12 protein-coding genes are annotated in these 13752 nt (G+C 52.1%); 6 read left to right on the top strand and 6 right to left on the bottom strand.

Features of this window, described 5'->3' with window-relative positions; all coding sequences use genetic code 11:
- The first annotated feature begins 90 nt into the window (after positions 1-90).
- The 3 genes from GOC95_RS09885 to GOC95_RS09875 all read left to right on the top strand — a co-directional run bounded on the left by GOC95_RS09885 (position 91) and on the right by GOC95_RS09875 (position 3449).
- Positions 91-750: a PepSY-associated TM helix domain-containing protein gene (locus GOC95_RS09885; RefSeq protein ID WP_275356905.1), complete on the top strand. Its 660-nt coding sequence runs from the start codon at positions 91-93 to the stop codon at positions 748-750.
- 103 nt (positions 751-853) lie between these two features.
- Positions 854-2974 carry a TonB-dependent siderophore receptor gene (locus tag GOC95_RS09880; RefSeq protein ID WP_275356904.1) on the top strand — a complete coding sequence of 707 codons (2121 nt, stop codon included), beginning with the start codon at positions 854-856 and terminating at the stop codon, positions 2972-2974.
- A gap of 64 nt (positions 2975-3038) precedes the next feature.
- Entirely contained in the window at positions 3039-3449 is a 411-nt protein-coding gene (locus GOC95_RS09875) for a gamma-glutamylcyclotransferase family protein (protein WP_275356903.1), read from the top strand.
- A gap of 49 nt (positions 3450-3498) precedes the next feature.
- Here the strand turns inward: GOC95_RS09875 and aceF are convergent, their stop codons facing one another.
- Both aceF and aceE read right to left on the bottom strand, forming a co-directional pair.
- The gene (gene aceF / locus GOC95_RS09870; RefSeq protein ID WP_275356902.1) at positions 3499-4842 is read right to left on the bottom strand and encodes a dihydrolipoyllysine-residue acetyltransferase; all 1344 of its coding nucleotides are present in this window, start codon (positions 4840-4842) and stop codon (positions 3499-3501) included.
- A gap of 27 nt (positions 4843-4869) precedes the next feature.
- A complete protein-coding gene (gene aceE, locus GOC95_RS09865) occupies positions 4870-7539 on the bottom strand; it encodes a pyruvate dehydrogenase (acetyl-transferring), homodimeric type (protein ID WP_275356901.1) in 2670 nt (889 codons plus the stop codon).
- Positions 7540-7824: 285 nt separating this feature from the next.
- Between aceE and GOC95_RS09860 the strand changes: the two genes are divergently transcribed.
- Positions 7825-9291, top strand: a complete 1467-nt coding sequence (locus GOC95_RS09860; protein WP_275356900.1) for a leucyl aminopeptidase family protein — start codon at positions 7825-7827, stop codon at positions 9289-9291.
- Positions 9292-9305: 14 nt separating this feature from the next.
- Here the strand turns inward: GOC95_RS09860 and GOC95_RS09855 are convergent, their stop codons facing one another.
- The 3 genes from GOC95_RS09855 to GOC95_RS09845 are packed head-to-tail and all read right to left on the bottom strand — an operon-like array spanning position 9306 to position 11348.
- Positions 9306-10532: an FAD/NAD(P)-binding oxidoreductase gene (locus GOC95_RS09855; RefSeq protein WP_275356899.1), complete on the bottom strand. Its 1227-nt coding sequence runs from the start codon at positions 10530-10532 to the stop codon at positions 9306-9308.
- Between the two features lie 28 nt (positions 10533-10560).
- Complete coding sequence (locus GOC95_RS09850; RefSeq protein WP_275356898.1) at positions 10561-10992, bottom strand: sulfur transferase domain-containing protein; 432 nt, start codon at positions 10990-10992, stop codon at positions 10561-10563.
- A 38-nt stretch (positions 10993-11030) separates the two neighbouring features.
- Positions 11031-11348, bottom strand: coding sequence for a metalloregulator ArsR/SmtB family transcription factor (locus GOC95_RS09845; RefSeq protein ID WP_194747095.1), 318 nt, complete (start codon positions 11346-11348; stop codon positions 11031-11033).
- Between the two features lie 363 nt (positions 11349-11711).
- On the opposite strand from GOC95_RS09845, the gene GOC95_RS09840 reads away from it, so the two are divergent.
- A complete protein-coding gene (locus GOC95_RS09840) occupies positions 11712-12377 on the top strand; it encodes a Crp/Fnr family transcriptional regulator (RefSeq protein ID WP_194747094.1) in 666 nt (221 codons plus the stop codon).
- Positions 12378-12506: 129 nt separating this feature from the next.
- The gene (locus GOC95_RS09835) at positions 12507-13109 is read left to right on the top strand and encodes a glycine zipper 2TM domain-containing protein (RefSeq protein ID WP_275356897.1); all 603 of its coding nucleotides are present in this window, start codon (positions 12507-12509) and stop codon (positions 13107-13109) included.
- Positions 13110-13155: 46 nt separating this feature from the next.
- On the opposite strand, the gene GOC95_RS09830 is transcribed toward GOC95_RS09835, so the two are convergent.
- Positions 13156-13701 carry a Smr/MutS family protein gene (locus GOC95_RS09830; protein WP_194747092.1) on the bottom strand — a complete coding sequence of 182 codons (546 nt, stop codon included), beginning with the start codon at positions 13699-13701 and terminating at the stop codon, positions 13156-13158.
- Positions 13702-13752: the final 51 nt, after the last annotated feature.

Raw genomic sequence — 13752 nt, 5'->3', positions numbered from 1 at the left:
TATTCTCAATTAATAGCAACCCGAAATGTTTTATCGAAAGACACGATTGTCGCTGGTTGAGATTTTCACATCATTCTCAGAAAGCGCTTAGTGCAACATCCACGCCAACTCTCAGCCAATGTCCGACGTGCAAAAACCATTCGCTGGTTACGACAGGTGCATGGATGGTTAGGTTTATGGGGAGCATTACTGGGGTTGCTGTTTGGCGTCACCGGTATTCTGCTGGATCACCGCAATACCCTTAAAATCCCTGCAGTTCAAATCGAGCAAAAAGAAATTCAGCTGTCAGTCCCCGCTGCTTATACCGCGACAAAGCAGGACTTTGTTCGATACCTGCAACAGACATTTGAGATTGACCATGCGCCTTTTCAAAAGAAGGCCAAGCCTGCATTCAAGAACAAATCTTCCGCACGGTTTATGGGTAAAACCTTAGCGCAGCCAGAAAAATGGGAAGTCGAATTCCGTATGCCGCAACTAAAACTTACCGCAGAGTACGTGGTGGGTAATGAATATGCGCTGGTACGCAAGGAAGAGGTAAATGCCTGGGGATTTTTGACCAACCTGCACAAAGGGACGGGCGCAAGTGTGGGTTGGGTACTTATGGCTGATACGTTGGCGGGTGGGCTGATTGTGTTGTCTATCACGGGTGTATTGCTCTGGACCAAAATGCGTCAGTCAAGATTGATATTGGCGGGATTGATGGGGAGCTCTTTGATAATGGGCGTGTGGTTGACACTGGCGATGTTGTAACCATTGCTTGGAAAGTATTTAAGTAGCGCTTACGCTGTGGTTAGTTGGATTTATGTTAATATATTGAATGATAATGATTATTATTTAATATAGAGAGTGATCCATGAAGTTCCAGACCGCGGCCCTGGTCGCAGCCACCTTGTCTACATCCATGGCAAGTGCAGAAGCGTTGCAGCCCGACCATCAAACCTTGCCAGAAGTGGCCGTCAAAACAAACAAAATCGCAGAGTCAACCACTGCCCCGATTAAAAAATATCGGGCCAGTCAGGCACGTACCGCAACAAAAACTGATCTGCCAATTAATGAAACCAGCCAATCCATCTCGGTGGTCAGCAGTGAGCAAATGCGCGATCAAGCGGTGCAAACGCTGGCGGAATCGCTACGTTTTGTGGCGGGGGTGGATGCTGGGCAACGAGGCCGGCGCGGGCTGGATGACTTTTCGATTCGTGGCTTTGTGCAAAGTGATTATGTGCTCAGAGATGGGATGCGGATGGCGTATGACCTCTCCTGGATACAAGCTGAGCCTTTCGGTCTGGAGCGGGTAGAAGTGCTTAAAGGGCCTTCTTCTGTGCTTTATGGCCAGACCGGTCCGGGCGGCTTTGTCAATTTAGTCAGCAAGCGTCCAACCGACACCCCTATGGCCCGTTTTGGCATGGCTTTTGGCAATTATCAGCAACAGCAATACACGGCAGACATTTCTGATGCGCTGAATCAGGATAAAACCCTGCGTTACCGCTTGGTGGCCTTGACTGCCAGCAGTGATGACCAGGTCGATTTTGTCGATAGAAAGCGCCAGTATGTGGCCCCTTCACTGACTTGGGATATCAGTGACAATACCAGTTTGACGGTATTGACCAGCTATCAAAAGAGCAGTTATGTGCCGATACGCGGATTACCTGCCGATGGCACCATCTTGCCTAACATAAATGGCGATATTTCCTTCAAACGTTTTGTCGGTGTGCCCGGCCTGGACCATTACGATACAGAACAAACTTTGCTCGGTTATGAGTTCTCGCATGCTTTTAATGCGCATTTGAGTTTTAGGCAAAACGTACGCTATAACACCCTCAATTTGAACGGCACCTTTACCGAACCACGGACGCTTTCAGCCAATCAGCTCAACTATAATCGCAGTGCGTCTATTCGTGATTTGTCTGCCCAAATGTGGACCTTGGATCATCAATTGTCTGCCAACTTCACGACTGCAGCTTTTAGTCATCAAATGCTTTTTGGGTTAGACCACATCCGTTATTATTTAAACCGCTTTTATGCGACTCGAAGCGTCTCGGCTTTAAATCTGTTCAATCCCAATTACAGTAATGTCAGTTTGGGCAATGTGACTGTGACCGGGAATAGCACAGGTAGTGACGAGTTATTGCAACAAGGAGTTTATTGGCAAGATCTGGTTAAATTTGGAGAGGGCTGGAATCTGCAACTGGGCTTGCGTCATGACCGCTCCGAAATTAATCAGAACCGGATTACAGGCAACAATAGCCAAAGCAATGCACACAAAACCACTGGCAAGCTGGGCCTGCTATATGCGTTTGAAAATGGCTGGTCGCCTTATGTCAGTTACAGTGAATCGTTTGTGCCTTTGGTTGGGAGTACCTTTGCGGGAACACCTTTTGTGCCAGAAACCGGACAGCAAAAAGAAGCCGGTCTTAAGTACGCCTCTCCTGATCAGCGCTTTTCCACAACCTTCTCTGTGTATGAGTTAAAGCGGCAGAATGTGACCACCAATGATCCGGTTAATGGCGCCAGCTTTAGTGTGCAAACAGGCGAACAGCGCCACCGCGGTTTTGAGTGGGAGGCGACGGGACAAGTGACTGATGATCTCAACCTGGTCGCCAGCTATACCTACATTGATGCGGAAGTGACCAAAAGCAACTCGACCAATCTGGGCAAGCGGCCCATTCTGGTCGCAAATCATATGGCGAATGCCTGGCTTAATTACAATCTGAGTGCAATTCTGCCTGGCTTAAGCGTCGGAGCAGGGGTGCGTCATATCGGTAAACAAGCGGGCAATGAGACCAACACATTTGATGTTCCCGACTACACCTTGTTTGATGCGGGCATTTATTACACACGAGACGCATGGCGTTTTGCACTCAACGGCAAAAATCTGGCCAATAAACGCTACATTGCTGGCTGCTCCAGCCAATCCGTTTGTTTTACCGGTGACCCGCAAATGTTGTTACTGACTGCAAATTACGAATTTAAATAATTTAGGCAAGACCTGATGCAGGCTGACCATGGATCAGCGCATTAAACGCAGTTAATATCGCAGCATGAATGATTTATTGTTTGTCTATGGCACCCTGCGTCAGGGCAATACTAATGCGATGGCGCTGTATCTGGCTCAGCAGGCTGATTTTGTCGCCTATGGCTGGTTTCAGGGGCTGATGTATCAGATTAGCTTCTATCCTGGCGTTGTGGCTTCTAACGACCACTGTCATCGTGTATATGGAGAGGTATATCGCCTCCGAGATACGCAAAGTGTGTTGACCATGCTGGATGAGTATGAAGAATGCAGTGCCCGGCATGCACAACCCGCGGAATATCAACGGGTTCAAACACAGATTCTCACGATAGATGATCAGCTGCTTGAGCCAGTATGGATTTATCTCTACCAATGGCCTGTAGCAGATGAGGCGAGGATAGTGACCGGGGACTTTATGCAGCCGATACAGATGGCTTAAAACACAAAGGGCGCTTTCAGCGCCCTTTGCGTATTTACTCGTCTAAAAATTAGAGTAACAAGCGTCTTACATCACTCAGCATCACACGCAGATGGCTGGTGAAACGTGCGCCGTCCGCGCCGTCGATGACGCGGTGATCGTATGACAATGACAACGGCATGATCAGGCGTGGGTCAAAGCCGCCCGTGTCTTTGTTGTACACCGGCTGCATGGCCGCGCGGGAAACCCCCAGAATCGCGACTTCAGGGCAGTTGATAATCGGCGTAAACATGGTGCCGCCAATGCCACCGAGGCTTGAAATGGTAAAGCAGCCGCCTTGCATTTCCTCAACTTTCAGCTTGCGCTCACGGGCCTTGGCAGACAGGTCCGCCAGGTCACGTGCAATGTCCATCACGTCTTTCTGATTCACGTCACGTACCACAGGCACGACCAGGCCGTCCGGTGTATCACAGGCGAAGCCAATATTGTAATACTGCTTGAGGATCAAGCTATCGCCTTCAGGGGACAAGGAGGCGTTAAAGTTAGGGTAAGTACGCAGGGCGTTGACCACTGCTTTCATCAGAAAAGCCAGCAAAGTCAATTTCACGCCACGCTTCTCGGCTTCGGCCAGCATGGACTTACGAAAGTCTTCGAGGTCGGTAATGTCAGCCTCATCAAACTGTGTTACATGCGGCGCGGTGACCCAGTTGCGGTGCAAGTTGGCGCCAGACAGCTTCTTGATGCGGGAAAGCGGTTTGGTCTCGATATTACCGAACTGGCTGAAATCGATCACCGGCATGGGCAAGGTGCTTAAACCACCGCTAGTACTCATGCTTTCAGAGCGTGGTTTAGACAGTTCGCCTTTGACGTAGGCTTGTACATCACTTTGCAAAATACGGTTTTTAGGGCCGCTGGCTTTCACCAGTGACAGGCTCACCCCCAGTTCACGCGCAAACTTGCGGACAGACGGGCTGGCATGTGCCAGTTTGCCGCTGCTGGCTACGGTGCTGGCAGCCACCGGGTTAGGCGTGGCTTGCGGCTGGATGACTTGGGGAACTTCAGCCACCGGGCGGGTAGGCTCAGGAATCGCAACCTTGGCTTCATCCACCGTCACGGTGGCCACCACGGGTGTGGCGGTCGGCTGCGGGGCCACTTTTTCTGCCGGTGCCGCTTCGCTAGCGGTATCCAGTGTCAGAATCAGGGCGCCTTGCTTGGTTTTGTCGCCCACTTTGATGTGAATTTCCTTGACCACGCCAGACAGCGAGGAGGGGATATCCATAGAGGCTTTGTCAGACTCTACGGTGATTAATGAATCTTCCTTGGCGACGGTGTCACCGACGCTGACCAGGACTTCAATGACGTCGACGCTGTCAAAGTTGCCGATATCCGGCACCAGTACTTCTTTGATAGACATATTGTTTATGTTCCTTATGTCGTGACCTTAAATCGTAGCCGGGTTGGCACGACTAATGTCGATATTGTATTTTTTAATGGCTTCGGCGGCCTTGCTGGCTGGCAGTTTGCCGTCGTCCGCCAGGGCTTTCAGTGCGGCCAGCGTCACATAGTAACGGTCAACTTCAAAGAAGCTGCGCAGGGCTTCACGAGAGTCAGAGCGGCCGTAACCGTCTGTACCCAGGGTCACGAATCTGTTGGGTACAAATGGACGAATCTGGTCGGCAAAGCTGCGCATGTAATCCGTAGAGGCAATCACAGGGCCCTCTGCTTTTTGCAGCGAGGCTTCAACATAGCTCAGTTTAGGTTTGGCTTCTGGATGCAGCAGGTTGTGACGCTCGGCGTCAATACCGTCGCGACGCAGCTCGGTAAAGCTGGTCACACTCCAAACATCCGCAGACACGCCCCAGTCTTGTTCCAGCAACTCGGCGGCAGCAATCACTTCACGCAGAATCACACCAGAACCCATCAATTGTACTTTCGGGCCTTTGGCTTTCGACTTGCTGAAGCTGTACATGCCTTTGAGGATGCCCTCGGCACTGCCTTCCGGCATAGCCGGATGGCTATAGTTTTCGTTCATCAGGGTGATGTAGTAATACACATCTTCCTGATTTTGCACCATGCGGCGCATGCCTTCCTGGATGATCACAGCCAGCTCGTAAGCAAAGGTAGGATCGTAGGAGATACAGTTAGGAATGGTCGCGGACATCAAGTGGCTATGGCCGTCTTCATGTTGCAAGCCTTCACCGTTGAGGGTGGTACGGCCAGCAGTCGCGCCCAGCAAGAAACCACGGGCACGGCTGTCGCCCGCGGCCCAGGCAAAGTCGCCAATACGCTGGAAGCCAAACATGGAGTAATAGATGTAGAACGGAATCATCTGGGTGCCGGTAACGCTGTAAGACGTCGCCGCGGCTAGCCAGCTGGCAAAAGAGCCGGCTTCGTTAATGCCTTCTTCTAAAATCTGGCCGCTTTGTGATTCCTTGTAGAACATCACCTGATCAGAATCTTGTGGCTCATACAACTGGCCCACCGAAGAGTAAATGCCCAGTTGGCGGAACATGCCTTCCATGCCAAATGTACGCGCTTCATCCGGCACGATAGGCACCACATATTTGCCGACTTGTTTGTCACGCACCAGCGTAGACAGGATACGCACAAAGGCCATAGTGGTGGAGATTTCACGGTCACCGGTGGCGCCCAGCATGTTTTCAAAGGCTGACAGTTCAGGCACGGTCAGCTCGTTGCCTTTACGGCGGCGGCTAGGTACAAAGCCACCTAAAGCTGCGCGGCGTTCCATCATGTACTTGATTTCCGGGCTGTCTTCAGCCGGACGGTAGTAAGACAGGTTTTCTACCTGCTCGTCAGTCAATGGCAGGTCAAAACGGTCACGGAACGCCTTCAGTGAGGCAATATCCATGCTCTTTTGCTGGTGGGTAGTGTTTTGGCCTTCGCCGGCTTCGCCCATGCCATAACCCTTAACAGTTTTGGCGAGGATGACAGTAGGTTGACCTTTGTGAGTCACTGCAGCCTGGTAAGCTGCGAACACTTTGTGCGGATCATGACCACCACGGTTCAGGCGCCAGATGTCGGCATCTGACATCGCAGCCACCATTTCACGCAGTTCTGGATATTTGCCAAAGAAATGCTCGCGGGTATAGGCGCCGCCTTTTTGTTTAAAGTTCTGGTATTCACCGTCCACGCACTCTTCCATGCGTTTGCGCAGAAGGCCGTCTTTATCCATGGCCAGCAGCGGATCCCAGTAAGAACCCCAAATGACCTTGATCGCGTTCCAGCCCGCGCCGCGGAAGTTGGATTCCAATTCCTGAATAATCTTGCCGTTGCCGCGTACCGGGCCATCCAAGCGCTGCAAGTTACAGTTGATCACGAAAATCAGGTTATCCAGACCTTCACGCGCCGCCAGCGAGATCGCGCCTTGTGATTCTGGCTCATCCATCTCGCCATCGCCACAGAATACCCAGACTTTGCGGTCTGAGGTATCGGCAATGCCACGGTTATGCAGGTACTTGAGGAAACGTGCCTGGTAAATCCCGGCCAATGGCCCTAAACCCATGGACACGGTAGGGAACTGCCAGAAATCCGGCATCAGCCAGGGGTGCGGGTAGCTGGACAGGCCATTGCCACCGGTTTCCTGACGGAAGTTATCCATCTGCTCTTCAGTGATGCGGCCTTCAAGGAAGGCACGTGCGTACACGCCTGGTGAGGAGTGCCCCTGGAAATACACACAGTCGCCACCAAAACTCTCGTTGGCTGCACGGAAAAAGTGGTTAAAGCCCACGTCATATAAAGTGGCTGCAGACTGGAAGCTGGCGATGTGACCGCCAATGCCGGGCGATTTTTCATTGGCACGCAACACAGTCATGATCGCATTCCAGCGGATCAGGGCACGGATACGGCGCTCCATCTCGGGATCGCCTTGCAGTTTGGCCTGCAAGTGGGTGGGGATGGTATTCACATAAGCGGTGGTCGCTTTGTAAGGCAAATGGCCGCCAGAACGGCGGGCCTGATCAATCATTGCTTCCAACAGAAAGTGGGCACGTTCTGGCCCTTCATTCTCAATGACTGCGCTGAGGGCTTCTAACCACTCCTGGGTTTCTTGTGCGTCTGTTTCATTGAGGTGTGCTTGCGAATGCGTTGCCATGCGTGAGGATTCTCCGAGTTTTAAGTCGCTATGCGTATAATCTAGCTTCGAGCAATGCCTAGAGCTGAGAAAGTGTTGATTACCAAGAAGGGATTCCGAAATTGGACACTACTTTTATGGTATCACGTTGCTGCACTCAAGTGATGAGTCTCAGCAAGCTATCAATTAGCTGTAAGTGTCTCTTTTTTGACGCTTTTGGTCAAGTTTTGCATCAGCTAGACACGCTTGTCTACTGGCTTTTGCTACGTTTATTTAATATTTTATATAAGAGTGTTTTCTGACTGTATGCGCATCGAGTGGTCCCAAAATTCTGAAGTCAATTCAACCGTGTTGTCAGCATTTGCGCAGCATATTTTGCTGGTATTTGAAGAAAAATACTTTTCTACCCTGCCATTTGGCGAAGCATTAGCCGCAAAACTGGCGCGGGCTGGCCTCACTGCCGCTGATTTGGCACAAAAGCCGGTCACGCTTGAATGGCCAGATGGCCGCCTGGTGAGTCTGGTACAAGTCGAGGCCAGTAGTCCTCGTTTTGCGTTGAATAGCCTGTTACGCAGCGCGGTGAAGCCGTTGCTGGAGGAGCATCCTGTGCGCATCGCTATTGGTGTGTATGCAAAAAAACAGGCCACCGTGCTCGCCCGGCAGGCGGCGTATGTCACGCTGGTGAATGCGCAAGCTTTGCCGGTACTCAAGAAAAAGCACAAGGGTCAGTCCTTACGAGAAATCGGCCTGTTTGGTGTCGATGCCCTGGACTGGACGGAAGAAGTCACCGCCTTGGTCGCTGGTAATACCGTCTGCCGCGCCTTGACCATGACGCCGCCAAATATGTTGACGCCATCGCTGTATCAGCAGTGCTTGCAATCGATGGCCAGCGAAAAAGGGTGGCAATATGAGGTGTTTGATATTGATAGGCTAAGGGCGTTGGGCGCAGGTGCTTTTGTGGCCGTCGCGCAAGGCTCTGAGCCGCAGGATGCCGCGATTGTGAGGTTGAGCTATCGCCATCCGCAGGCGAAAAAAACACTGGCGCTGGTGGGCAAGGGCATTTGCTTTGATACCGGCGGCCATAATTTGAAATCGGCCAAATATATGCAAGGCATGCATCAGGACATGAACGGCAGCGCGGTGGCGGTTGGTGTGTTGCAGGCGATTAGCGCACAACAGTTGGCTGTGAATGTGGACTGCTGGCTGGCGCTGGCGCAAAACCATATTGGCCCCAATGCTTACAAGCAAAATGATGTGGTCACGGCGCTCAATGGCATGACCATCGAAATCGTGCATACCGATGCCGAAGGCCGTATGGTGCTGGCTGATACCCTGACTCTGGCCAGTCGCAGCAAACCGGATGTCATCCTTGATTACGCCACACTCACCGGCAGCATGCAAACTGCGCTGGGGTCGCGTATGAGCGGCATTATTGCCAACCAGCACAGCCTGGCGCAGCAGATGGTCGAGGCCGGTACTGAGAGTGGCGAGCGAGTGGTGGCGTTTCCATATGCAGAAGACTACGACAGCGAGTTGGACAGCGAGATTGCCGACATCAAGCAGTGCACCATGGACAGTGATGCGGACCATATGCTTGCTGCACGGTTTTTAGGCAAGTTTATCGAGCATGAGGTCGATTGGTGCCACATAGACTTGTCGTCTTATACACACAAGGATGGCTTGGGTGCGGTCGCCAGTGAGGTGAATGGCTTTGGTGTGGCCCTCACCTTGCAATGGCTTAAGAAGTTTCTCGCCAGCAAAGCTAAACGTTAATTTGGGCGTGCGTGCTAGCCACACGCCCCGCATCTGGCCAGCCATTCGCGACCTTTGAGCATCAGGTGCCAATAGACCTTTGGTAACAGGTATTTCTTGAGCCACCAGGCAGAACGGCGGGCTTTGGTTGAATCCCAAGGGAAGGTGGGGACAATTTTGCCACCATAGCCAAATTCCGCCAGGATGATTTTGCCTTTTTCAACCGTCAGCGGGCAGGAACCATAACCGTCATAACGCGAGGGCAGTGCCAGGCCCGCCCGCGCCGCCAACAGGTTTTCTGCGGCAATGACCACTTGTTTGCGAGCTGCCGCTGCGGTTTTGGCATTGGGGGTGTTGGTGCAGTCACCCACGCCGAAAATATCTGGATAGCGCACATGTTGCAAACTGTGCTGATCGACTTCCACCCAGCCATCCGCATTCGCTAACGGGCTTTGCTTGATAAAGTCGGGCGCCGTTTGTGGCGGCACCACATGCAGCATGTCAAACGTTTCGCTGATGCGCTGCACGTTGCCGTCGGCATCCTTGATATTAAACCAGGCGGTTTTGTTGGGGCCGTCCACTTCTACCAGCGTGCTATTCAAATGCAAATCCACCTGATAGCGACGGATATACTGCATCAGCGGCTCCACATACTCTTTCACGCCAAACAAAGCGGGTGCGGCACTGTAAAACGAGGCCTTGATCTGGCCTAGCCGACCCTGTGCCAACCATTCTGCACAAGAAAGATAGAGCGCTTTTTGCGGTGCGCCTGCACATTTGATTGGCATGGGGGGCTGAGTGAACAGGGCTTTGCCCGACTGTAATTGCTGCACCAGTTGCCAGGTGTAAGGAGCCAGGTCAAAGCGGTAGTTTGAGGTCACCCCATGTTTGCCCAGCGTTTCTGGCAAACCTTTAATGCCCTCCCAATGCAGTTTAAGGCCTGCGGCAACCACCAGTTGTTGATATTGAATCTTGCCCAGGCGGTCAGTGACAACGTGTTTTTCTTCAGGCATAAAGCCGGTCGCTGCCGCGTGTAGCCAGGTGACACCGTGCGGGATGCATTCAGCCATGGGGCGTACCGTATTCGCTGCGTCAAACTCGCCCGCGCCGACTAAGGTCCAGGCTGGCTGGTAATAATGCTGCGCTGTCGGCTCAATAATGGCAATCGCAAGTGTGTTATCGCGTTTTTTCAGGCTGGCAGCCATAGCACAACCCGCCGCGCCACCACCGACAATCACAATATCAAAGTTATTTTTTTGCATGGTGTGAAACCGTCTTCTCTTATTGATTTTATTCTTTGAACCAGCCTTTGACTTTATCCAGTAAGCCCTCTTTGGTCTCCGCTGATCCACCGCAACAAGCAGGTTTGCTTTGGGCAGCCACAGCGGGCGACTGCAAGGCCAGTTGGTAGACTTGATTGGCCCGGTTGCCAGTACGGCAAAAGCCGACGACGGGTCCCGGGTGGCTGATCAGCAAGGTTTGCAGTTGAGCCACATGCTCGGTTGAGATCTGGTTGGGGACTACCGGGATGTACGCATAGGCTATGCCTAGCGCCGCTGCTTGCGAGGCCAAGGCCTGGCTGACAGGCTGCGATTCGCCGCCCTCGCCATCAGGCCTGAAGTTGACCACCAAGGTCGTGCCTTGCGCAGCCAGCGCATTTAAATCTTCAGGCGTGAGTTGGTCGCTGATACTGTAATGTTGGTCGATTTGTTTAAGATTCATCGTGACGTCCTCGGCAATGATGCATGGTCCCCGCCGGATTATTTGCAAAACTCGTGGTGTAACACCTGGATCACTGCAAGCGCGGCGGGGCTGCCTATGCGGTAAAACACGTTTTTACCTTCGCGGCGGGTGGTCACCAGCTGCGCTTCGCGCAACACGGTTAACTGTTGTGACAAGCTGGGTTGCCTGAGATTCAGGCAGGCCTCTAATTCACTGACGGATTTTTCGCCTTGTGACAGTTGGCACAACAGCATCAAGCGGTCTGTATTGGCCATGGCCTTCATTAACTGACTGGCTTGATCGGCCGAGGCCCTTAGCTGATCAAACAGATCCACCGCAATTTCTGAAGTTTGCATATTACCCCTTGCATAATCATTTATATTTTTATTTTCTTTGTACGTTGAAATTCAATCATAAACCTGTTGTCACAGATTGTGTACGCTTTAACACTTATCTGGGCATGACTTTTTGTGTGTTGCGGATGATGGACTGACGGGGTGCGTTATCAACTTAATCCAATTTGCATATTTTTTGGGCAAGCTTGCGGTCAATCCTATGACGATGACCCTCGACCTCTACCAAGTTGCCATCGCATGTTCACATGCCAAATCCATCTGAAACAGGGATGCAAATCAAACTGTGATAAAGTGCAGTACATAAAAAAAGTGGCTGTCATGCAGGTATGACAAGCAAAAAAATGAACGAATGGGGATATTGGGATGATGCAATCATTAGGATGGATCAGTCTGTTTCCAGAACTGGAAGCATTGGAAGACTCTGCAAAAAAACTGGTTTCGCAGTATGCGCGCATTGTAGAGGCGCCGGTTGGTGCGATTGGCTATCGCGAAGGTGATCATTGCGGTGGCTATGTGCTGCGTTTAAAAGGGCGCTCGCGCGTTTATAAAATGTCAGCCAGCGGGCGAGAAATCGTGCTTTATCGCGTGGGTGCCGGTGAAACCTGTGTGATCACGACAACTTGCCTGTTAGGCAATAGCCAATATCCGGCCTCTACAGTGGTTGAGGATGACATTCAGGATGTGATTATCCCGGAAGCCATTTTTCATAAACTCATGATTGATTCGCCGGTGTTCAGGCAATACGTCATGCAGAACTACGGCGCACTGATCAGCGACCTCATTGTGTTGCTGGATGAAGTCGCTTTTCAGACGCTGGATGCACGCCTGGCCAAGTGGCTATTGGACATGGGCAATAACACCATACAGCGCACCCATCAGCAGATCGCTGACGAATTGGGCACCGCACGTGAAGTCATCAGCCGCCAGCTTAAGCGCCTGGAACAAAAAGGCTGGTTGACCATGGGACGCGGCGTGATTGAAATCCAGCAACGCGGCGAGTTACTCAAGCTGGCCAATAGCAATCAATAACCTGCTTGTATCCACGCTGATACAAAATTTCGCTCACGGCGTCCTGTCTGTGCGTCATCGCACTGAACAGCCTGCACGTTATCAATCTCAACTGCCACATGCAGTGTGAATGTTGAGAGGAGAAACAACGTGCGTAAAACTATCGCAATCAGTGCCTGGATGTTGCTGGCCAGCCAGGCTGCATTTGCCGATGCCGAATATATAGACCGGGCGCGGGTGCTGTCGGTGGCACCCCAAGTGCAACAAGTCAATCAGCCACGTCAGGAGTGCCGCACTGAATACATCAATGAGAGTGTTTATCAGGCGCCGGCGCGATCTAACACCGGCGCCATTATTGGTGGCGTAGCAGGTGGTTTGCTGGGCAGCACCATAGGCCGTGGTGGTGGCCGTGTGGCTGCTGCCGCTGTTGGTGCCGGGGTAGGCGCCATTGTCGGTGACCGCGTGGACAACCAGAATCCCTATGGCAATGAGCGTGTTGTCACCCGCCCCGTGCAGCAATGTGTGATGGTGGACCAGTGGCAAACCGTGACCACCGGCTATCTGGTGAATTATGAATATCAGGGCCGGCAATACGCTACCATGATGGACCGCGATCCCGGCCCAACGCTGGAAGTGGCTGTGATGGTGAGGCCAAATGTCGCACAGGTACAGCCGATGCCAGCACCAGTCTACCGTCCAGCCGCCATGAGAGGACATGGTCCGCGCCACCATCCATCTCCACAATATTGGTAAGTTTTTGATTGAGGCTCATGACGCGTTGCCAGAGATGGCAGCGCGTTTATGCTTTGAGCAAGACGATCACGGCCCCGCTGCCGCCATCATTGGCCCGTGCCTGGGCATAGGCAATCACTTCATCCTTTTGCATGAGCCAGTTGCGTAATTTGTGTTTAAGCACAGGCTCTTTATTGCGCGAGCCCAAGCCTTTGCCATGCACGATGCGTACACAACGCAGCCCACGTTTTTTACAGCCGGCAATAAATTCGGAGACTGTGACCCTGGCCTCATCACTGATCAGTCCATGCAAGTCGATATGCGCTTGCACCACCCAATGACCACGGCGCAGTTTGCTTAACACCATCGGCGATTGGCCTTCGCGCAAATACAGTAATTCTTCGCCGCTTTCGAGTTCGTAGGCAGGGATGTAGTGGTCACTGAGTGAATCGATCAGTGCCTGTTTTTCATCGCGGATCAGTTGGCGCGGAATCGGTTTGGGTTTTTTTGGCGCATGGGAAACGCGGTTGGTTTTGACCGGACGTGCGCCTTTGACTGCTTCGTAAAACAGTGACACATCATTTTCATCGTTGTCCGGGTGTTCTTGTGACATAACCCGATTTTAAAATAAAAAAGCGCACCGGGGTGCGCTTCTTCACGATTG

It is taken from the genome of Methylophilus sp. YYY-1, assembly GCF_029132825.1.
Classification (GTDB): Bacteria; Pseudomonadota; Gammaproteobacteria; order Burkholderiales; family Methylophilaceae; genus Methylophilus; species Methylophilus glucosoxydans.
This window is presented reverse-complemented; position numbering and strand designations above follow the sequence as displayed.